At 44.5% G+C, this 21,600-nt stretch carries 18 protein-coding genes; 5 read left to right on the top strand and 13 right to left on the bottom strand.

Going from position 1 to position 21,600, the window contains the following annotated elements; all coding sequences use genetic code 11:
* Positions 1 to 2: 2 nt before the first annotated feature.
* The gene (gene smc, locus ACXACM_RS13840; RefSeq protein ID WP_474822438.1) at positions 3 to 3,473 is read right to left on the bottom strand and encodes a chromosome segregation protein SMC; all 3,471 of its coding nucleotides are present in this window, start codon (positions 3,471 to 3,473) and stop codon (positions 3 to 5) included.
* Between the two features lie 250 nt (positions 3,474 to 3,723).
* Here smc and cysZ point away from each other — a divergent pair, with 250 nt between their 5' ends.
* Entirely contained in the window at positions 3,724 to 4,470 is a 747-nt protein-coding gene (gene cysZ / locus ACXACM_RS13845) for a sulfate transporter CysZ (RefSeq protein ID WP_474822439.1), read from the top strand.
* A 96-nt stretch (positions 4,471 to 4,566) separates the two neighbouring features.
* Here cysZ and ACXACM_RS13850 read toward each other — a convergent pair whose 3' ends face one another.
* Together ACXACM_RS13850 and nlpI are read right to left on the bottom strand one after the other, a co-directional pair.
* Positions 4,567 to 6,063 (bottom strand): tetratricopeptide repeat protein, encoded by a 1,497-nt coding sequence (locus ACXACM_RS13850; RefSeq protein ID WP_474822440.1) that lies wholly within the window; start codon positions 6,061 to 6,063, stop codon positions 4,567 to 4,569.
* Between the two features lie 7 nt (positions 6,064 to 6,070).
* Positions 6,071 to 6,964: a lipoprotein NlpI gene (nlpI, locus tag ACXACM_RS13855; RefSeq protein WP_474822442.1), complete on the bottom strand. Its 894-nt coding sequence runs from the start codon at positions 6,962 to 6,964 to the stop codon at positions 6,071 to 6,073.
* A 168-nt stretch (positions 6,965 to 7,132) separates the two neighbouring features.
* On the opposite strand from nlpI, the gene cdd reads away from it, so the two are divergent.
* Positions 7,133 to 7,546, top strand: a complete 414-nt coding sequence (cdd, locus tag ACXACM_RS13860; protein WP_474822443.1) for a cytidine deaminase — start codon at positions 7,133 to 7,135, stop codon at positions 7,544 to 7,546.
* Between the two features lie 25 nt (positions 7,547 to 7,571).
* Here cdd and ACXACM_RS13865 read toward each other — a convergent pair whose 3' ends face one another.
* Together ACXACM_RS13865 and pnp are read right to left on the bottom strand one after the other, a co-directional pair.
* Positions 7,572 to 7,865 carry a DUF1244 domain-containing protein gene (locus tag ACXACM_RS13865; RefSeq protein WP_474822444.1) on the bottom strand — a complete coding sequence of 98 codons (294 nt, stop codon included), beginning with the start codon at positions 7,863 to 7,865 and terminating at the stop codon, positions 7,572 to 7,574.
* A gap of 75 nt (positions 7,866 to 7,940) precedes the next feature.
* A complete protein-coding gene (gene pnp / locus ACXACM_RS13870) occupies positions 7,941 to 10,064 on the bottom strand; it encodes a polyribonucleotide nucleotidyltransferase (protein ID WP_474822445.1) in 2,124 nt (707 codons plus the stop codon).
* 328 nt (positions 10,065 to 10,392) lie between these two features.
* Between pnp and ACXACM_RS13875 the strand changes: the two genes are divergently transcribed.
* The gene (locus tag ACXACM_RS13875) at positions 10,393 to 10,944 is read left to right on the top strand and encodes an HNH endonuclease (RefSeq protein ID WP_474822446.1); all 552 of its coding nucleotides are present in this window, start codon (positions 10,393 to 10,395) and stop codon (positions 10,942 to 10,944) included.
* Positions 10,945 to 10,947: 3 nt separating this feature from the next.
* On the opposite strand, the gene ACXACM_RS13880 is transcribed toward ACXACM_RS13875, so the two are convergent.
* From ACXACM_RS13880 to ACXACM_RS13905, 6 genes are all read right to left on the bottom strand, one after another.
* Positions 10,948 to 11,829, bottom strand: coding sequence for a mechanosensitive ion channel family protein (locus ACXACM_RS13880; RefSeq protein WP_474822447.1), 882 nt, complete (start codon positions 11,827 to 11,829; stop codon positions 10,948 to 10,950).
* 108 nt (positions 11,830 to 11,937) lie between these two features.
* Positions 11,938 to 13,185 carry a glutamate-5-semialdehyde dehydrogenase gene (locus tag ACXACM_RS13885; RefSeq protein WP_474822448.1) on the bottom strand — a complete coding sequence of 416 codons (1,248 nt, stop codon included), beginning with the start codon at positions 13,183 to 13,185 and terminating at the stop codon, positions 11,938 to 11,940.
* A complete protein-coding gene (gene proB, locus ACXACM_RS13890) occupies positions 13,182 to 14,291 on the bottom strand; it encodes a glutamate 5-kinase (RefSeq protein WP_474822449.1) in 1,110 nt (369 codons plus the stop codon). The genes ACXACM_RS13885 and proB overlap by 4 nt, the downstream gene beginning before the upstream one ends.
* 13 nt (positions 14,292 to 14,304) lie before the next feature.
* Positions 14,305 to 15,804, bottom strand: coding sequence for a sodium/proline symporter PutP (putP, locus tag ACXACM_RS13895; RefSeq protein ID WP_474822450.1), 1,500 nt, complete (start codon positions 15,802 to 15,804; stop codon positions 14,305 to 14,307).
* A 344-nt stretch (positions 15,805 to 16,148) separates the two neighbouring features.
* On the bottom strand, positions 16,149 to 17,177 hold the full coding sequence (locus ACXACM_RS13900; RefSeq protein WP_474822451.1) for a DNA topoisomerase IB: 1,029 nt from the start codon (positions 17,175 to 17,177) through the stop codon (positions 16,149 to 16,151).
* On the bottom strand, positions 17,153 to 17,659 hold the full coding sequence (locus tag ACXACM_RS13905) for a hypothetical protein (RefSeq protein ID WP_474822453.1): 507 nt from the start codon (positions 17,657 to 17,659) through the stop codon (positions 17,153 to 17,155). The genes ACXACM_RS13900 and ACXACM_RS13905 overlap by 25 nt, the downstream gene beginning before the upstream one ends.
* 371 nt (positions 17,660 to 18,030) lie before the next feature.
* Between ACXACM_RS13905 and ACXACM_RS13910 the strand changes: the two genes are divergently transcribed.
* On the top strand, positions 18,031 to 18,582 hold the full coding sequence (locus tag ACXACM_RS13910; RefSeq protein ID WP_474822454.1) for a hypothetical protein: 552 nt from the start codon (positions 18,031 to 18,033) through the stop codon (positions 18,580 to 18,582).
* A gap of 23 nt (positions 18,583 to 18,605) precedes the next feature.
* Here the strand turns inward: ACXACM_RS13910 and ACXACM_RS13915 are convergent, their stop codons facing one another.
* Entirely contained in the window at positions 18,606 to 19,292 is a 687-nt protein-coding gene (locus tag ACXACM_RS13915) for an SDR family NAD(P)-dependent oxidoreductase (RefSeq protein ID WP_474822455.1), read from the bottom strand.
* On the bottom strand, positions 19,289 to 19,894 hold the full coding sequence (locus ACXACM_RS13920; protein WP_474822457.1) for a DUF2878 domain-containing protein: 606 nt from the start codon (positions 19,892 to 19,894) through the stop codon (positions 19,289 to 19,291). Before ACXACM_RS13920 ends, ACXACM_RS13915 begins: the two co-directional genes overlap by 4 nt.
* 58 nt (positions 19,895 to 19,952) lie before the next feature.
* On the opposite strand from ACXACM_RS13920, the gene ACXACM_RS13925 reads away from it, so the two are divergent.
* Positions 19,953 to 21,599: a diacylglycerol kinase family protein gene (locus ACXACM_RS13925; RefSeq protein ID WP_474822458.1), complete on the top strand. Its 1,647-nt coding sequence runs from the start codon at positions 19,953 to 19,955 to the stop codon at positions 21,597 to 21,599.
* Position 21,600: the final 1 nt, after the last annotated feature.

A 21,600-nucleotide genomic window follows, 5' to 3' on the forward strand; every position in this document is an offset into this window, starting at 1 on the left:
TGTTATGATTCTACGAAGGTCAGTGCTTCATCTACATCCACTGCAACCATTCTCGATACGCCTGGTTCAGCCATCGTAACGCCAGTGAGATGTGTCGCCATTTCCATCGCAATCTTATTGTGGGTGATATATATAAACTGTACGGTCTTAGACATTTCTGAGACTAATTTACAGAACCTTCCAACATTGGCATCATCCAGCGGCGCGTCCACTTCATCTAGCAGACAAAATGGAGCCGGATTGAGCCTAAAAATCGCAAACACCAATGATAAAGCGGTTAAGGCTTTTTCTCCACCGCTTAACAGATGAATTGTACTATTTTTCTTACCAGGAGGCCGGGCCATGATGGTGACACCCGTTTCCAGTAAATCGTCATCGGTTAAAGCAAGGTAAGCCGACCCTCCACCAAATACCTTCGGAAAGAGTTCCTTGAGCCCTTCATTGACTTGCTCAAAGGTTGTGGAAAAGCGGGTGCGGGTTTCTTTGTCGATTTTTCGAATAGCCGATTGCAGTGTGTCCAAGGCGGTTACAAGGTCGTCGAATTGCGTATCTAAATGTTGTTTGCGCTCAGCTTGCTGCTCGTATTCTTCGACGGCAGCGAGGTTAACGGCTCCAAGACGAGCAATGGCAGCGGACGTTTTATCTAACTCAGTCTGCCAATCACTCTCGTTAGCTTTTTCATCAAGTGTTGGCAGTAAGGTTTTTAATGAAGCGCCGGACTCTTGCAACTGCTCTAACACTGACATTGCTCTCACCCGGGCACCTTCGATATCAATATTTAGCCCATCAAGCACAGCCTGTCGTTGTTTTATTTGTGTCAGCAAGCCCTGTTGACCTTGCTGAGCTTCGCGTAACAATGTTTCTAATTCATTCAATTTTTCTTGTTTTGTTACCCGCTGCGCTTCGATATCTTCTTGTTGCTGCAAAAGGCTTTGAAGCTGGGCTTCATTCATCGCCAGAGGCTGACTAAGCGATTGTTTTTCCAGCTTAAGCTCTTCCTTTCTTGCAGCATATTCTGCGCTCTGCTCACGGTTACGCGTTACTTGTTGCAGATACATTTCCCGCTGATTCTGCTGCTGCTGTATCGTCATTTCCAACTGGTGAAGCCGAGACTTTTCAGCATCAACACGTTGCCGTGCTTCGGTCGCTTGTCGTTCAAGGTTTTCTCGTTTGTGTTGAGACGCAAGATCCGCTTCCTGAACTTCCTCCAGCTCAGATTCAAGGACCTCCAATTGCTCCACGGCATTCGCGAGTTGTAATTCTTCTTGCTCGAGTTGTGCTGTAAACTTTTGCCTTTCTTCAAAAAGCTTTTGCTGACGCTTATGATGCTGCTCTATTTGAGACACCAGTAGTGCAAGTTTGCTCTCCTGTTCTCTTTTATCAGCAATCGCATTCACATGGGCCTGACGATTTTTGTCCAGGGTAGCTTGAACGTTATCAAGGGCTGTGGCTGCTGCGTTTTTATATTCAAGTAAGCTGTCTGCCTGCGCCGCTAAAGTTTCAACCTGTGCTTCAATTGCGGCTATCTTCGCTTTTCTGGCTATGGCCCCCTGTGTTTGGGGACTTTGCGTCCCTTGAAGGAACCAGTGAGGACTTAGCCACTCACCAGTCATTGTCACAACCGAGGCACCATCGGCTAGCTCGGGTAATCGTGTCTGCGCCTCAGCCAGGGTATTTACCACTTCTATAGAATTAAAAAATTCAGGGACATATGCACCGTCGAGACAATCCGCCAACGAACCTTTCGCTACGTCGTGGCGTTTTGCCATGGGGAATAACCGGTGGCCAAAGGGAAGTTGCGGCGCAGACGCCACCAGTGTTTCTATGGTGTATTCGGCGGCGACAGCAGGGTCGTTTAACCATACTGCCATGTTTTCTATAAGCGCTTCATAACCGGGTTTCACATCAATCGCTTGCCATAATGCTAAGATACCTGCTGGCAATTGCGCAGCTTCTGCTTCGGCAAGATCCTGTAGCGCGACCAAGGCAGCAAGAGAAGAACGATATTCCTGCAAAGCATTCTGGCACTCTCGCAAACGCGCCACTTTCTCATCTAATACCTGACGATGCTCCCGTAAAAGCGAATCAGCAAGGGTAACCTCTGACTCAGCTATGAGCACTTTTTCGCTTGCAACGGATACTAACGCCAGTTGCTGCTCGTGTCTCTCTTGTAAAATGGGATATTGATCATCATGTAATTCATCATTCAATTCTGCGATACGCTCAGTGGTTCGCATTTGCATGCTTGTGATGGTCTGGATTTCGCCGTGTAATCGTTGGGCTTGATGTTTCAGGCTATGAAGTTGTTGCTCTTGCTCTCGCCGGTGTTGATTAAATTCACGCAGTGTTTGCTCATTTGATTCGGCAAGTTCCAGGGCTTGCTCGATAGACGCTTCGAGCACTGCCAGCTCCGGCTCAGCAATATTGAGCTTTTGCTCAGCATTTTCCAGGGCCTGTTGCCCTTCTTGCATGGCGGCTAACAGCGTTGTTGATTTATCATCCAGGGCACTAAGTTCACTGTCAATTTGACTTGCTCTCTGCTGACTGTGAAGTGCATTTTGCTCAAGGCGGGTTATTTGTGTAGAAACGGTAAAGCGCTGTTGTTGTAAATCGTCTAACACAGCTTTAATTGACTCTGATTCGGTACGATAAACATCCATTCCTGCTTCATCGCCCCGCTGTTGTGAAAGTAATGCCTCCAGCTCACTTTGATGTTGCAGTTGCTCTTTTTCTAAGCGTTCAATGTGTTCACTGTGATGACGCCAGCGTAACGCCGACAACTCATTTTTAAGTTGTCGTTCGGTTGCCTTTAGCGCTTTGTATCGCTGAGCCGCTGCCGCTTGGCGTTGCAGCTTTTCTAATTGCTTGCCTAATTCACTTCGAACATCGTCCAGCCGCTCGAGGTTGTCCTGGGTATGTCTAATACGATTTTCCGTTTCCCGCCTGCGCTCTTTGTATTTCGAAATGCCCGCAGCTTCTTCAATAAAAACTCTGAGTTCCTGGGGTTTTGATTCGATTAACCGGGAAATCATACCTTGTTCAATAATGGCGTAGCTGCGAGGACCGAGTCCTGTGCCAAGAAACAGATCAGTAACATCCCTTCTACGACACTTGGTTCCATTGAGAAAATAGTGAGACTGGGCGTCCCGTGTAACCAGTCGCTTTACGGATAATTCATTGTAGGTAGCATATTCGCCGCCGATGCGATTTGATTCATTGTCAAAAACTAACTCAACACTGCACTGCCCCACTGGTTTTCGTGCTGACGAACCGTTAAAAATAACGTCAGTCATAGCATCGCCGCGTAGATTTTTGGCGGAGCTTTCTCCAAGAACCCAACGCACGGCGTCGATAACATTCGATTTCCCACATCCGTTTGGACCCACGATCGCAGTCATGTCTCCGGGAAAAGGTATTGAAGTCGGATCGACAAAAGATTTAAACCCGGCCAGTTTAATTTTTTTCAGGCGCACGGACTATGCCCCCGATCCAAAATCCTGAACAGGGTCTTAAAACTAACGAGCAAGTAAAATTCAATGGCGTGAATAATGTTCTTCACCAATATGCTAGCGCTGCAGACAAGTTATTGTTATCTCTCGACTCTATCAAAACTCACAGGTTGTAACAATTGTCATTTCGTCTGGTTACAGTATAGTTATTTTCAACGTTTTTAGTATGGTACGCTATGCCTGTTGTAAGTTTCCCGGTTAGGCAGGAGTAAAAATGGCCGATAAAAGTGGTTTTAGTTATTTTCTTTCAGGCTTCCAGTTAATAACAACGAAGGGGTTAAAGCGATTTGTTTTTATCCCTTTGTTTGTCAATTTACTGCTGTTTTCCGTCGCATTCTATTTCCTTTACGGAGAAATTGCAGTTGGAATTGCCTGGATAATAGGATTGATCCCAGATTGGCTCGACTGGTTACGTGGCGTCATCAGCTTTTTCCTCTGGCCGCTCGCAGTGATCTCTGTACTACTGGTATTTGCATTAATATTCGGAACCTTGGCAAACTGGATAGCAGCACCATTCAACGGTATTCTCGCTGAAAAAGTAGAACGCCACCTCACTGGCCAAGCAATCGGTGATGACGGTTTGCTCGATTTGGTGAAAGACGTTCCACGCATGCTGGGTCGGGAATTTGCGAAGTTGACCTGGTACTTACCCAGAGCCATTCTCTTCCTTATTTTGTTTTTCCTTATTCCACTAATTGGACAGATCTTGTGGTTTTTGTTTAATGCCTGGATGATGGCCATACAGTATTGTGATTACCCCTACGATAACCATAAAATTCCGTTTAAAACTATGCGGGAGCATCTACAAGCTCACAAGGGCAAAAGCTTGTCTTTTGGTATTGGAGTAAGCTTATTTTCATTGATCCCACTGGTAAACTTCATCGTCATGCCAGTGGCTATTTGTGGTGCCACGTCGATGTGGGTTGAGCAATTAAATCCTGACTTAAATAAGAAGCAGTAAAAACTTTAATTCGCAATAGCGCGAGTTGAATGTTGCAGGGCCGGATTTAACCGATAGGGCCTTATGTGGAGAACTGAATCGCAACATCAGCGCGCGCTACTGAGCGACACTGACCTCTGTTGGCGTGTTAACTGGATTACCAGGGCGTCCCTCTTGTTCTTTTGAAGCCATAGGTGGTTTCAAAAAGCCTTCGTATTTTGCCAACCACTTACCAGCCTGCCGGGTTTGCCCTGCTTTTTGAAAGCGTTGAAACAGATTCATATAAACCGGACGTTGAGCAGCTGGTTTAGTCAGTTGTTGTCGCCATAGAGCCAGATAAATAGGAGGAATTTCGCCGCTGTCATGGTGCTCGAGAAAAGTAACACGGCCAGAAGGCTTATATGCCGTAATATTGCTACGGGCACAGGTCTGGGCAGGCCAAACCCCTACACCAGGTTGTAGCTGCTGCCAGTTGTCATAAGTCGACATTGGGGCATAAGCTAACACATCATCAAAAATTAAATTTGGCACCGACATAGCTTTACAGTTTCGTTCTGCGGCCTTTGAACCGAGGGCGTATTCATCTACGAAACCGGCAAAATGGGCGAGTTCGTGAACAAACACTGAATAGGCATCCGTGAGATCAAGGAACATCACACCGTTATTCACGTTTGCCTTGCCCTGTTCTGCCACAATAATCGCATGAGTATAGTCGCGGCGCTCAACGGCGTTAGCAAGAGGACGCACATCACAACCAAGGCGATTAGCACCCTGCCAGTCCGGTCTACAGGATAATGTTTTTTGTTTCAGCCATATGGGTTTGTCAATGCAAAGGGGGATTGACTGTAAACGGTTGTCTTCTTTGTACGCTTGTACCAGACTATCCGCTTTTACAATTGTCGACAAAGACGTTGCAAAAACACCAATTCGCTGTAAACACTGACTTGGAAGCGAAGATTTAGTCACGTTAGCGGGAGATGTGGGCTGATATTTTGCCAGGACCCGTTTGACCTTTGCCGCCATTTCGTGACCCTGTTCGGCTGATTTATCTATCCAACTGATAGCCGCTTCACGATTTCCCTGATCCCACAACATACGGCCATATTGAAACGCGCTTTGTGGATAATCATTCGCGGTAACCCGAAACCACGGCATGGCTTTATCTGGTTCACCATTAAGCAAATACCAATCAGCCAATGCAGCCTGACCCGGCAAATACCCCTGATTTGCGGCGCGTTTCAACCAAGCTTCTCTTTTCTGAGGGTCTTCCGTGTTAAAGGCAAACTCCATTTGTGCTTCTGGCACGTTTCCAACAGCAGCTAAATGCATGAGTTTATCACTTTTGGCGTCATCACCAATGAGATGATAGAGGGCCCAGGCGGCATCTGCATTACCCAGAGAAACCAATTTATTCAACCAGTACTCAGACCCCGTATTAGTAGCATACGCAACCAGTCTGGATTGCGCTGCCGAACTGCCATTTCTTGCTGCAAACCATAACAGTGATGCTGGCGATTGTGCTTCTTCTGCATTTTTCAGCAACTGTGAGGTATCACGCCCCGAATCGGCACCTATGAGTAAAATCGCCAATAGCGCCACGATGAGTCCGCGCATATAATAATCAGTCGCTATCGCTTTGTGACGGATGTCTTAAGCGGTTAAGCTCGATTCTTGCGTACCGATGCTCCACATACTCGTAAACATTGGTACTTAAGGCTAGCTTGAAATAGTTAGAAGCAATACCTTTATTCCCTTGAGCACTATGAAATTTACCCAAGTAAAAATACGCTTCACATAATCTATCGGTCAATGCCTTTTGGCTGGCGATCCCTTCGATGAGTGAATTTAACAATTCAGTCTCCGTGGCTGTCCCCATAAATAAATCAACTAATTTGACCGCCCAATGACGGTTATTAAGTTGAGGTCGAACCGACACCAGATATGCTAAGGCTTCTTCGCTATTAATTTCCGCTTTTGCAAAATAAGCCCACAGTACCCTAAATGGGTCACTTTCATCTTTAGCCTGAAACTGGGATAGATCTGAAACCGCAAGATCAGCCCGGCCTCCGTAGTAAAGAGCAATACCGCGATTTAAAAATGCGAAATCGTACTCAGGATCAATATCAAGTGTTGAATCAAATGCCTCGTACGCTTGAATGAAATCCAATTGCTGGACAAAGTGGATCCCCATTGAATTGTATGCTTCTGCCATGTTCGGCTTTAATTGTAATGCCTGGCTGTAATCGAATTGCGCTAAACCGGCTAATCCAACACTGTCATACAGCATGCCTCTTTGATACAAAAGTTCGGCTCTGTCTTCATCCGGTATAGCGGTATTGGCAAGGACCTGATTATAACGGGCTATTGCCATCTGAGAACGGGGATTTACCGGCGCAGGTTCCGCCAACAAAAGGTTTCCCATTTCCGCTTTACTTGCAGTCTGTTGAGTATTTGCGCAACCAGATATCGTCAGGGCAAAAAAGGAAAAAAAAGTGAGACTAAAAAGAATACGCATGTTAAAAATAAACTCTCTCGCAATGAAACTGTCGCAACAAATATCGCTTACACAATACATTAAGCTTAGGGTTAAGTTTTACACTGTCAATAAATACAGCTTAATATGGCTGTCACCTTCGCCGATTTAGCGAAGAAAGTAAAGCCCCCACATATTCAAAGAGACGTAATGAAAAATAAAAAAATAACAGAACTTACACAGGCCGCAAAACAAGCACAGCAACACGCCTACGCTCCTTATTCAGGTTTTCATGTTGGTGCAGCAGTACTTTCACAACAGGATAGCATATTCTCTGGTTGTAACGTGGAAAACGCGGCATATCCTTTAGGCCAGTGCGCAGAAGCAACAGCCATTGGCAAAATGGTTTCCGATGGAGAACGCGCTATTAGTGCTGTAGTAATTGCCAGCCCTACTGATGAGTACTGTTTCCCCTGCGGAGGATGTCGCCAAAAAATAGCTGAATTTGCCGGTGACGACACCCCCGTTATTCTCGTAAATTCCCAGGGTAATACGCAAACTCACACAGTGGGAGAATTATTACCTCATGCCTTTCGGCTTCAACCTGCAAAAATAACAAAGTAACGCCCGCACTAGCGCTTACATCGATTTACTTGTTTTTTCTGGCCTCAAGTGCAGCGAGTTGTTCCGCTGTAGCTGGGGTTTGATGATTGTCTTTCCACTCACTGTAGGGCATTTTGTAAATAACTTCCCGTGCGGCATCGTAGTCCACCTCGATACCCTGCTCCTGCGCCGCACTGGCATACCACTTCGCCAAACAATTACGGCAAAAGTCAGCAAGGATCATCAGATCTATATTCTGTACATCTTTATTCTCGTCCAGGTGTTTAAGTAAACGTCTGAATGTTGCAGATTCTATTTTAGTTTGTTGTTCTTCAGTCATTATTTTTCTCCATAAAAAAAGGCGCTAAGCGCCTTTTTAACATTAATACTTTTAGCAGACAGGACTGCTACGGTATTACTCTGCGTCTTTGTTATCTTCTTTAGCCGCAGGTGCTGGCTTTTCAAGAAGTTCTTTGATACTCAGACGAACGCGGTTCTGACGGTCAATTTCCATCACTTTAACATCAACCATTTCACCTTCTTTAAGGTAATCAGAAACCTTGTTCACGCGCTCATGGGCGATTTGTGAAATGTGTACCAAGCCTTCTTTACCTGGTAATACTTCTACAAAGGCACCAAAGTCAACGATACGAGTAATCTTACCGTTGTAAGTCTTGCCAACTTCGATTTCTGCTGTAACGCTTTCGATTTTGCCAATAGCGATATCTGCTTTAGCGCGTTCAGTAGCGAAGATTTTGATCGTACCATCGTCTTCAATCTCGATGTTGGTATCCGACTCCTCGGTAATTTGACGGATCATAGCGCCGCCTTTACCAATAACGTCACGGATTTTATCCTGATCGATCTTCATGGTGTAAATACGCGGAGCAAACTCGCTCAGCTCTTCACGGTGACCAGTAATGGCTTGATCCATCACGCTCAGAATGTGTAAACGGGCTTCTTTCGCCTGCTTTAACGCAATCTGCATGATTTCTTTAGTGATACCTTCAATTTTGATATCCATCTGCAAAGCAGTGATACCTTCAGTAGTACCGGCAACTTTAAAGTCCATGTCGCCAAGGTGATCTTCGTCACCCAGGATGTCAGACAGAACAACAAAGTTTTCATCACTTTTTACCAGCCCCATTGCAATACCAGCAACAGAGGCTTTGATTGGAACACCCGCATCCATCAATGCCAGAGAGGTACCACAAACTGATGCCATTGAAGAGGAACCGTTAGACTCTGTGATTTCAGACACCACACGCACTACATACGGGAAGTCTTCATCAGAAGGCATTACCGCCTGAATACCACGCTTAGCCAAACGACCGTGGCCGATTTCACGACGCTTCGGCGAGCCAATCATACCGGTTTCGCCTACGCAGTAAGGAGGGAAGTTGTAATGAAGCATAAACTTGCTATCGCGCTTGCCCTGCAACTCGTCAATCATCTGCGCATCGCGCTCTGTACCTAAGGTTGCAACAACTAACGCTTGGGTTTCACCACGGGTAAATACAGCAGAACCGTGAGTTCGCGGCAAAATTCCAGTAGATACATTCAATGCACGAACCATTGCCGGGTCACGACCATCAATGCGAGGTTCGCCAGCCAAAATGCGTGAACGCACTACGTCACTTTCCAGATCGTGCAGCAAATCAGACGCTTCTTTAGCGTCTTGCTCTGGATTCTCTTCCAAAATTTTTGCTAACGCTTCGTCTGTTACTTTGGTTACCGCATCTTTGCGTTCAAGTTTGTCAGAAATTTGATAAGCAGCAGTCATACCGGCTTCTGCCAACGCTTTCACTTTTTCTTTGAGTTCGGTATTTTCTGCTTTCGCAGACCAATCCCAAGCTGGGGTATTCACCTCTGCGGCAAATGCTTTAACCGCACTAACCACGGCTTGCGATTGTTCGTGACCGAACATTACAGCACCTAACATGACGTCTTCAGGCAAAATATTTGCTTCTGATTCAACCATCAGAACCGCACTTTCTGTTCCCGCTACAACGAGATCTAGATCGCTGGTCTCTTGCTCTGAGTTACGGGTGTTAAGGATGTACTCGCCTTCTGCATAACCAACGCGAGCAGCACCAACAGGTCCATTGAAAGGAATACCTGAAATTGCCAAGGCGGCAGACGTACCAATTAATGAGATAATGTCAGTGGGGATTTCAGGATTCGCTGATAAAACAGTTACAACGACTTGTACTTCGTTGAAAAAACCCTCTGGAAACAGAGGACGGATTGGGCGGTCGATTAAGCGCGCAATCAGTGTTTCACCCTCTGACGGACGGCCTTCACGTTTGAAAAAGCCACCAGGTATTTTACCTGCTGCATATGCTTTTTCCTGATAGTTAACTGTCAATGGGAAGAAATCTTGATCGGCTTTCGCTTCTTTTTTACCAACCACAGTAACCATAACTGAGGTGTCGTCCATGCTGGCAATAACTGCAGCCGTAGCCTGACGGGCAATTACGCCGGTTTCCAGTGTTACAGTATGCTGACCATACTGAAAAGAATGAGTAATAGGAGTCACTATTTGTCCTTTATGTTCTTTGATATTTATTTCGCTTTTAAACGCGGCGGATATTATAGCTGTGAATGTTCGGTAATGCCATTATCAAATGGATTTCAATGAAGTACAAAAACCGTAGTAGCAAAGCATTATAACGCCTACTTTGCACTCGACACATTTGTCTTTTGGGCGTTTTTTCATCATATTGCAATAAAAAGTTGTATGCTAAGTAAATACAGAAAATGGATCTTGAGCCACATTCCATGCTGTATAAAAAAATTAGCAGATACCAACTTTTGGTAGACACAGTAGCTTCCCCGACAAAGGTGAACTGCAGGAGGTAATGGTAATGCTTGTGCTAAGATTAAATAAAGCGGGTATGCCACAGGAGTGGATTCATCCTGAAGACGCAGCAAAACTGTATTGTCAGAATAAAGTTTTGTTTGAGTTAGGCGAAGCAGATTGTGTTTTGCATGGCGGCTGGAACCGACATGGCGAGCAAAGTACACTGACCCTGTCCAGCATTATTGCGTGCGATGGAAAAGTGACAGATACTTCTGGCAAAATTGCCTTGAACAACCGTTTTCTCTTTCGCCGTGATAACCATATCTGTTTATATTGCGGTAACCATTTTGCGCCTTCACAGCTCACCCGCGATCACATTATCCCTCGTTCCAGAGGTGGCAAGGACTGCTGGACAAACGTGGCGACTGCCTGTGCCCGATGCAATCACGCCAAAGGCGCAAGAACGCCGGAAGAAGCTGCTATGCCTCTACTTGCCGTTCCTTTTAAGCGAAACATTTACGAACGGTTTTACCTTATGAATCGTCGAATACTGGCAGATCAAATGGCCTTTCTTAGTAACCATTTTTCACAAAGGCGCCAGTGGCCACATACTTAATGATTATTCACGGGATTTACGCTGAAACTCGTTTTTTGATATCGCTTCATGCCATAAGGCCATCCAATCTTGTGAAATCTTTTGCTGTAGTGCGTGTGCCTCTTCAATTGGGCAAAACAACGACACAGTGACTATTAATTTTGCAAACTGGTTGGTTTCAATGGCTATATCCGGGTCGATATCGATAAATTCGGCATCCATATGCCGCTCAATTAGACTTTTATAGCGGTCTGCAACATCTCTAAAATGCTGGCAATGGGCTAACGTTTTCTCGCGAAATGACGTCAGTAAAGCATAGGGATTGGCATCTGGCTCTAATACGAGGGTAAACGTATGCAAGGTATAGCGACGTAAAAAGTTAAGATTACGCACGGTTTGCGTCACCAACTGACTGTTGGGGATGTACAGATGTTTACCGGTGTAATTATAAGATTCAGGATCAACCTCTAGCAACGCAGTTTTGGCCCAGTCCATTTCGACCACTTCTCCCTGGATCTGATTCATTTGAATCCAATCTCCCACCCGAAAAGGGCGCGCCCCTAGATAGTAGATGAACCCCATGAAGCATTGGATAAACTCACGGGTGGCAAGCACAATGGCAACCATGAATGCAGCAATTGAAATGGCCAGGCTCTGAATTTCCGACGCCCACAACATCATCAGTAAAACGAGCAAAATAGCATTGCCCAGTTGCTCTATAATATTGATTGAATGACGTCTGTCCTCGCCGGTACGCTTACTTCGCTTTTTTAATACCAGCAGGATAACCCGCTTAAAAGCAAGAAAAAGTACAACAACAATAGCTGAGGCAGGCAACTTATGTGATTGAACAAAATCGTTCACATATTGCCACCACAATTGTAAATCAATGCTAACATCTGCCATTGCTAGGTTACCTTAATACCTGTTATTTCTAAAAAAATACCGGGCAAAGCCCGGTATTTCATTATCTCAATTCAGCATCGCTTACACAATGCCGACCAGTAACAAGTTTTAATCCCTGATCTGGCCAGTACCATTAACCAGATATTTTTCTGCAGTAAGGGACTCCAGTCCCATAGGACCATAAGCATGAAGCTTAGTTGTGGCGATACCAATTTCTGCGCCAAGCCCCAACTGACTGCCATCAGAAAAACGAGAAGAAGCATTAACCATTACTACTGAAGCGTCTACAGCTCGTTGGAAAAGCGCTGCTGCATCTGTATTCTCTGTACATATCACTTCTGTATGATTGCTACCAAAATCTGCAATGTGTTCAATTGCACTATCGAAATCGTCAACAACGCGAATAGATATTTCTAATCCAAGATATTCCTCGCCATACGCATTTTCTGCAATCACGTCAGCACCTTCGAAATACTTAGCGCCTTTCTCGTTTACATGAACGACCACATCGTGCTGTTTAAATGCTTCAGCAACTTTTGGTAAAAAGTCTCCGGCTATAGCCTGGTGAACAACCAGTCCTTCAAGAGCATTACACACACCTGTACGCTGAGTTTTACCATTTAACAACAGATTCATGGCCTTGTTAAGATCGGCATCTTTATCTACGTACAAATGACATACACCTTTAAAATGCTGAATTACAGGCACTTTAGCGTTTTCAGTAACGTAATTAATCAAACTTTCGCCACCACGAGGAATAATAACGTCAATGAAATCTCTCTGTTCCATCAATTCTTGCATTAGCGCTCTGTCTGGATCAGGTACGACGCTAATTAGCGCTTTTGGCAAACCGTGTTTTTCGAGTACGTCTTGCAATAAGCCCGCTATTGCCAGACTGGTATCTAACGCTTCTTTACCGCCGCGAAGAATGACTGCATTTCCAGATTTAAAACAAAGCGCACCAGCGTCTGCTGTCACATTAGGCCGTGCTTCATAAATCATGCACACGACACCTAATGGAATACGCATTTTCTTAATCTCTATGCCATTTGGGCGCGTGCCAACGACCCGCTCCTTACCCACCGGATCATCAAGGCTAATGATAACCTCAATACCCTCAGCCATCGCTTCAATACGAGCATCATCGAGGATAAGGCGGTCAATCATCGCTGCGTCGAGGTTATTTTCCCTTGCTCGAGCAACCTCTTTCTCGTTAACTTGTTTAATGGTTTCTTTATTGCCACGAATAGCCGCGGCCATGTCCTTAAGCACCGCATTCTTTGACGTTTCGTCGAGTATCGCCAAACGCTGAGCAGCTTTCTTGGCGTCGTTTGCTAAGGTCGTAATTAAACTCATTCTTTCTCCAAATTTGCTAAATTCTTTTTCGAAATAATTGGCCCGGTTTGCTCTTCAAACTCTGAGGCGAATTCTTCGTTCTCTTGATTGGCGATAAAATTAAGCAGACAACTGCTGTAATTAGAGCGGGCTTTGACGAGTTTTGTACCATCGTCCTTACGAACAATGATGGTATCACCCACTGAAAATTCACCTTTTACATCTACAATTTCTTTACTTGTTAGCGACTCTGCATCATCCGATAAGTTAGGTGCAAATTCACTTTCAACAATTACTTCCCCCTGAGCGCGGGTAGTGTGACGCATCCAGTGCTCATTTTCCGCCATTGGTTTTTCATGCGCCTCAAAATGAGTACCCGGGTTCTCACCATTGAGCAACATATTAAACGACAGTTCAGTGAACCCGTTAATAATATATGTGTCTATTCCATGGGAAACTGCCTTTTCGGCCGCTTCAATTTTAGTGCGCATACCACCGGTTCCCACACCACCTTTAGCTGCGCCGCCAGCCATTTCGTATATGGACTGATCGATATTAGCCACAGAAGATAACAATGTCGCATCATCGTGGGTATGGGGGTTTTTGTCATAAAGACCATCCACATCCGAACAAATAATGAGAGCATCTGCATCTGCTGCAGATGCAACCATGGCAGAGAGGTTGTCGTTATCTCCCACTTTTAGCTTATCAGTCGTTACCGTGTCATTTTCATTAATGATTGGTAAAATATTGTGCTCAAGCAAACTGAATATCGTGTCCCTAATACTGACGTAGCGCTCTCTGTCTCGCAAGTCAGCATGGGTAAGCAAGATTTGCGCTGAAGGGAAATCAAACAGTCTGTCCCATGTAGCAATCATTTCAGTTTGCCCGGCTGCAGCCATGGCTTTTTTGATGGTGATATCCGAGCGCTCGCCCTCGGGGAACTGATGAGCACCAGCCGCTACAGAGCCCGATGATACCAATACGACCTGAGTACCCATCGCCCGGCATTTAACTATAAATTGTGCAATACTGAGCAGGTAATGGCTGCTACATCCCTTTCGGTTGGGCGATATAAGCGCACTCCCTACTTTTACTACGATGCGTTTCCAATTATTGCGTTTCATATTCACATTCACCTTAAGATTGTTGATTCGCGAGTTCCCGATTTGCTTGGCTATACGTGGCCCGAATTTCGGCCGATGGCGTATCTCCCAATACAGAGAAAAGCCAAAGCGTAAGCGTACTTACTGCAAACCCTGGAATAATTTCATAAATAACACTGCTCAGTGTTGCACCATTGCTTAAAACTGGAGCATAAATCCAAAACAACACGGTAGCAGCACCACTGACGATGCCTGCCAGCGCAGCGTTAACGGTTAAATCTTTTCTATACAAACAAAACAGTACAAGTGGACCAAATGCCGCTCCGAAACCAGCCCATGCATTGCTTACCAGAGACAAAATTGTATTTGAAGCATCCAAAGCCAGTACCATTGCTGCGACTGCAACGCCAGCAACACCGAAACGTCCGATTCGAACAGTGGAAGATTCATCCAGAGTCTTCTTGGCAACTACGCGGTATATGTCCTCGGTCAGTGAGCTTGCAGAAACCAGTAACTGAGACGAGATAGTACTCATTATAGCTGCTAAAATCGCCGCCATGAGAAAGCCACTAATAAACGGATGAAAAAGCAATTCAGAGAAAATAATAAAAATAGTCTCCGGGTCATCCACTGCCAATCCAAATTCGTTCGCATAGGCTACACCTACAAACCCTGTTCCAAGCGCTCCTATAATGGTTACTAACATCCAGGACATACCAATGTTCCTTGCCGTCGACACCGATTTAACCGAACGAATCGCCATAAAACGTACGATGATATGGGGTTGTCCAAAATACCCCAGTCCCCATGCAAGGCTTGAGAGCAAACCGATTATGGTTACCGAACTCCATGACTCAGTCAGACTTGGAATAGTTTCATAAGCTGCTGCGGTCATTTCACCGGCATCCTGAAACTTGGTTAAAGCCACGAGAGGGACTAAAACAAGGGCCACGAACATAATGCAGCCTTGCACAAAATCCGTCATGCTCACCGCAAGGAACCCCCCGAGCAAGGTATAAGCTACGACCACACTTAGTGTAATAGCCAGGCCCCACTCATACTGCACGTCAAAAGCACTTTCGAACAACTTCCCACCGGCGACGAGGCCCGCTGATGTATATAGTGTGAAGAACAACACAATAATCGCTGCTGATACTATTCGAATCGACGCGTTAGGATCATTAAAACGCTTAGCGAAAAATTCAGGTACGGTTAACGCATCGTCAGCTACCTCGGTATAAACTCTCAACTTAGGCGCCACTAACCAGTAATTCGCTAACGCACCTACCAGTAGACCTATAGCAATATAAAGCGCGTCGAAACCGGAGACAAACATCGCACCTGGAAGCCCCATCAGCATCCAACCACTCATATCTGAAGCACCAGCAGATAGTGCAGTAACCTGAGGGCTTACTTGCCGCCCACCCAAAATGTACCCGGAAATATCACTGGTTGAATGTCGATAAGCAAAAAGGCCAATTCCCAACATCGCAAGAAAATATATGCCTAATGAAAGATAACTTTCTATCTGCATGCGTTTGTACGTACCCTATAAGTCAAAAAATAATTAAACAAAAAGCGCCCGAAGCGCCTTTTAATAAACAGAAATTAATTTGAGTACTAATTATAACCAAACTAATGGGTTTAGTTCAAGCTGAAATAACTACTACTCTAACTAATATGGCATCAACCATAAATTATTAAACTAATACCCTATAAATACAAAAAGGCGCATGAACTGATATAAACAAACTATTAATCAATAATATAAAACAATATGACAGGTTCAGATTTAAAACAAAACTATCTTATATCGATATATGTTAGATACTTATTACCGCTTTAATAGACTTCACGTCAATTTAGTTTATTACAGTTCTATGACGAGATAATTTGCTGCATTCTCGCTTCAACCTTCAGAATCCTGCTGTCATAATTAGTTTTTCCATCCATTATTTGTTTTATCTCGTTCAATACAATCGTTCTTCTGTTTTCTTCCTTTAACTCAGAAAATAGCTTGGGGTGAAGGTAATATTGCCTACAAACGCTTGGGGTATTTCCGAGCATCTTGGCAACTTTCTTCACCAAGGTGGTATCCCACCTTTTCCTTGAATTTCGTAAAAGTTCATTTCCTATTTCAGGTAAACTTGTAAGGGCGTATCTACTCGCTCCCCATGTTCTAAAATCCTTGCAACTGAAACTTGCGCCAAGGTTCTCGTGAATATACTCATTCACGTCGCAGCTGCTAACGTCATGCCATTTTCGACTATCATCGAGGAATCGAAATAAAGCGTAACCGGGCTGTTCAGCACTTTGTCCAACCAAATCCGCAAGTTCCGAATCTATAACTTCTACATCACGGGGTTTGCTGTGTTTTCCGGTAAACCGCAAGTGAACAATATCCCCCTCCCTCTCTAAATGACGACGGCGTAAAGTGGTAATGCCGAAAGTAGCGTTAGTTTCGCTGTAAACCCGGTTACCCGCTCTCAACCCTGTGTGGTCGAGAAGGAGGCATATCAGCGACAGTGTTTTATCTCGATTCCATCCTTCGTCCTTGATTTTGTCTCTGCAAAACTGTCTGAATTCTGGCAACTGATCACCAAATTCTCTGAGTTTTTCAAATTTCTCTTTTTGCCTTCGCTTATGCCAGTTCTTATGATAAATGTACTGTTTGCGGCCTTTATTATCTTCGCCTACCGCCTGCAAATCAGAAGTTGCATTACGACTTAGCATCACCTTTTGCCAGTTTGGTGGCACCACCAGGTTCTCAATTCTTTTGAGCGTGCGTTTACATTTTACTGGCCGACCACTGAGATATTCGTATCGGAAACCACGTCCACAACGATGTCTGACAATAGTTAAGTCTGTACCGTCCATAGCTATCAGAACGTACTTCCGTTGTGCCATTGCTTAACGGAGCTATAGATATTCTTCACGTAAAGTGTTGTGTCTGAACCTCGGGACATACAACCAAGTTCGGTTGACGGCAGCCAGACCATATTGCAGTTGCTGCATAAGCGTGATAATTGGATCAAATCAAACAGTAAGTGCGTACCCTTCACTGGATGAGTCAAATAGGCGCTTACCAGTGGTTGCTTTCTTGCATATTTTCCAGACAATTTTTCTAGCAAGCGTTGATAGTTACCTAAATTTAAGTGCTCGCTAGCGTTGGTAATACAAAATACAATCGCACTGACATCATTTAGCCTGTTAACATTGTGAAGTGCTTGTGCAGCACTTATGTTGTTTACGCCCATACCCCGTTCAGCGAATCGACTTGCCAAATATGTCGACGGCCAATCAGATATTAAGGCGACGACAGGTTTTTCGGCGCCATATCCGTTGGCTGGGTTATCAATGGCTCTGTAAAGATTAGGTTGCGCGCTCAATTGGTTTTACCCTGATGTTGTAATGCTATCTACGAAAATTAATGCAATGAAAAAGCCAGTATGGCTGTCTGTACATAAACCCTTTAACCTCAACATATTCAAAGGCATGACAAGACCTCTTTAGTAGATCCTCCGCACTTATGAGTGCGAAATTTTTTCAACAATATGGAAAAATCTTCACACACTTCATCATCCATGCACTGTGAACCGATTACGAGCCCGTTGAGCACAGTCTTAAGGGCATGAAAAGCAAGAGATTTATACATACGGAATAATCTTTGTATACACACTTCACATAAATGGGTTTCGGTTGTGCTGTTTTTATGTACTGCGCTACCCTGCTTGCGTGAAATAGATATATGGAGTTTAAGATGAATAATGAAGCAACCTTAAAAGACATCCACAAATTAGTGGGCGCCTCAAATACCCAGGTTGCTGCGGTATTTGATTCCGAATATAAAGCATTAAATACTATTGAATCCCTCAGGGAAGACGTCGGCTTATCTGACAACCAGTATGCATTGATCCAACCAATGGATGAGGCGTTCAATGAAAAGCTTGAAATAGAAAGCAGCAAACTTGGCCATCGCATGTGGCACTCTCATCTTATCCTCGGTTTCTCCGGCTTTATAATGGGAATGGTAGTGGCATTTTTACTGGTTAGCTTTGGTCCCGAACTAACAAGGAACAACCCTATTTTCACCTACATAGCCCTCATTAGCCCGGGCTTGTTTATTGGCCTTTTCGCAGCGGGTTTACTCGGTTTGAGACCAGACAGGACACAAATTATAGAGGCTGTCAGAAACGCAGTTAAGCGCGACAGATTTGCTTTGGTGATTAATGTAAATAAGCATCAGTCACCCAGTGACATTTATAAAATCGTTTCGAAGCAAAGTTCGAAAGTGATAGAAGCGGCGAGGTAATCCTCGCCACTTGCTAATTCTCACTACCATTCAATTTTAGATTTATTTCGGAAAAAGCCGCCAGTTGGACCGTCTTCATCCAATAAACCCAGCCAAATTGCCGTTTCCGCTCCTTCTTCGGGGGTCAGTGGCGCATCACTGCCGCCCATTCGCGTGTGCACCCAACCTGGAGACATAGCATTTATTTTAACGTTATTAGCGTCAACCTGCTTCGCCAGGTTTACCGTCATGGCATTTAATGCAGCTTTACTTATTGCGTAAGCTATTGGGCCTTCCATACCTTCGCTGAAAGCGCCCCACCCGGAGGTAATATTCACTATTCGGCCATAATTCCTTTCAATCATAGAAGGCAAAAGATATTTTATAATTTCCAAAGGACCATGCACATGTACTTGCATTGCTTCTTTAATCGCATCGTCTGACACTGTTTGCCAGTCATCTTTGCATAGTACGCCTGCGTTATTTACCAAAATATCGATATTTCCGTAAACTGCTTGTGCTCTGACCACCCCGTCCTTTAAAGAATTCATATCAGACAGATCCAACTCGATAACCTGTATATCTGCACCTACGATATCTTCTTTTGCCTTTATTCCATCCTCTTCATTTCTGCAAGCCAGTAGAACTTTACAGCCTTTTTTAGCAAAGCCCTTCACTATTTCTAAACCAATACCACGATTGCCGCCGGTGACTAATACACTTGAAGTCATTTACCCTCCTCTCTCGATGATAAACCCTGGTGATGTAACACCTTAATAAAGCCATTATTCAACCACATCCAAAGCGGTACCGTTACGGCCCACACCGCGCTTAAAATTATCAGTGTAGTTGCTAAGGATAAGGGAAAAGAAACAGCGCCGAATCTGGCACCTGCCCAGTAACTCAGGGGCCCAGACACTGCGCCAAGTAAAGCGGATAACACAAACCTGTGATGCAAATAATCAAGACTGACACGCAGCATAATACCGAATGCTACCCATAGCGAGACCAGCCAAACAGGGATAAACCACTGATCAGACGCTGAAAATTCAAATACGCCAAAGTGTGTTAATAAACCATCAACGACGGTCCCGTATAGAGCCAATGCACAGGTAAAAAAAGCGTCGTTGCGCCTAAACGGACTAATAATAAAATGACTCAGTATGAGCAATCCGACCAACCATAAGTAGGTGTACTGGTGAAAAATAACCAGAAACCATATGGTCTGGAACCAAATAAAATTCACACTTTTTACAAGCAAAGACTTATTCACGGTGGCTAAACTTAAATTTATACACTGAGCAATCCACATTTCACAGATTTCGTATTTCACAATATGTACGTAAATTAAATTAGTTAGTTCACGTTTAGTTCGCAAAGGGAGAGCATCTTTGAAAATGGTGAAGTACTATATTTTAGGAGCAATACTAGCGGCCCTACTAGCTTGGGCTTGCCCGTATTGGTTTGTAACAATACTACTGGTATGGACTTGCTTTTCATTAACTAGCGTTTCAGCAGCATATATCTTCAAATACCCCAGCCTGTTCCGTAAGCGGGAAGACGGTTCAATACCTTTCTATATACGTTGGGTTTTCATTCCTTTTTTGCTAGGTACTGGCGCTTATAATACTTGGGCCAGAAAACATGACAAAGTTCCACCTATTCAAAAAGTTGAGGAGGATCTCTTTCTCGCCTGCCGGTTATTCGGTAAAGATATAGAGAGTTTAAAATGCCTGGGGGTCGGCGCTGTACTCGATGTCACCGCTGAGTTTGACGGTCTTGACTGGTCATCTTATCAATATGATATCGCTTATCTCAATATTCCGGTATTAGACCATACCAGTCCAACCATTGCTCAACTTACTACAGCAATAAACTTTATCGATCAGCACAAAAAAGCAGGGACCGGCGTTGTTGTGCACTGTGCGTTAGGCCGGGGCCGCTCTGTTTTAACCGTTGCAGCCTACTTGCTGGCTAAGTCACCCAGTATGACTATAGACAGTGTAATGAAAAACATTCAGTCCGTTAGACAAACTGCACGATTAAACAAAAAGCAAATGGCTGCACTTCAAAGTATTCAACAAGGCGGTCATCTTAAACTTACCCGTTCCTTGCATCTTATTGCAAACCCGGTATCTGGTGGTGGTAAATGGAAAAACGAAAAAGACATCATACTTTCCATGTTGAACCCAAATTTCCGCGTAACCATTCATGAAACCACGCCAGATATTGATGCCAAAGAGTTAGCGTTGAAAGCGGTTGAAGCTGGTGCAGATATACTTATTGCCTGTGGTGGAGACGGCACGGTGACTGAAGTCGCCACAGTCTGTGCAGCACACAAAAAGGTACTGGGTGTTATTCCCCTTGGCACAGCCAATGCGCTTAGCCAGGTTCTTCACGGGTACATAAGTAAACTCATCCCCGTGCAAACTGCATGTGACATTATCGTTGATGGTCATACCGTTGATATGGATACCACCTTGTGTAACGGCGACATGATGTTGCTAGTGGCAGCAGTGGGATTTGAAGAGAAAATGATTTCAACTGCAGACCGGGAAGAAAAAAATAGCGGGGGCCAATTCGCTTATTTGAAAGGACTTTGGAATGCCATATCGGCGAATAAAAACATGACGCTGACAGTTAAATTTGACGAAGACGATGAAACCGAGATAGAAACGCCTAGTTTCGTTGTTGCTAACGCGGCACCCGTGACCACAGCCCTGGCTCAGGGTGGAGATATACCTAATATTACTGATGGCCTTATGGACGTCACCTGGTTGCTCCCACAACCTACTGGCGAATCACAATTCTTGTCTTTAGCAGAGTTAGTTTTTTCTGACAAAGAATCGAAACAAAACTCCGACACAATTCGTCACAAGCAAGTGCGTTCAGTACAGATTGATTTACCTGAAAGCACTTCTTATGCGATAGACGGCGAAATCAGAAATGCTAAATCAATTTCAATAGAAATCCAGCCCGCCAGTCTTACTGTGTTAACTTCCGTCGAGGAAGATCACACATTGCGCGATAAAACGTAAG

The sequence above is a fragment of the Alteromonas sp. AWQ4_252 genome (genome assembly GCF_056158205.1).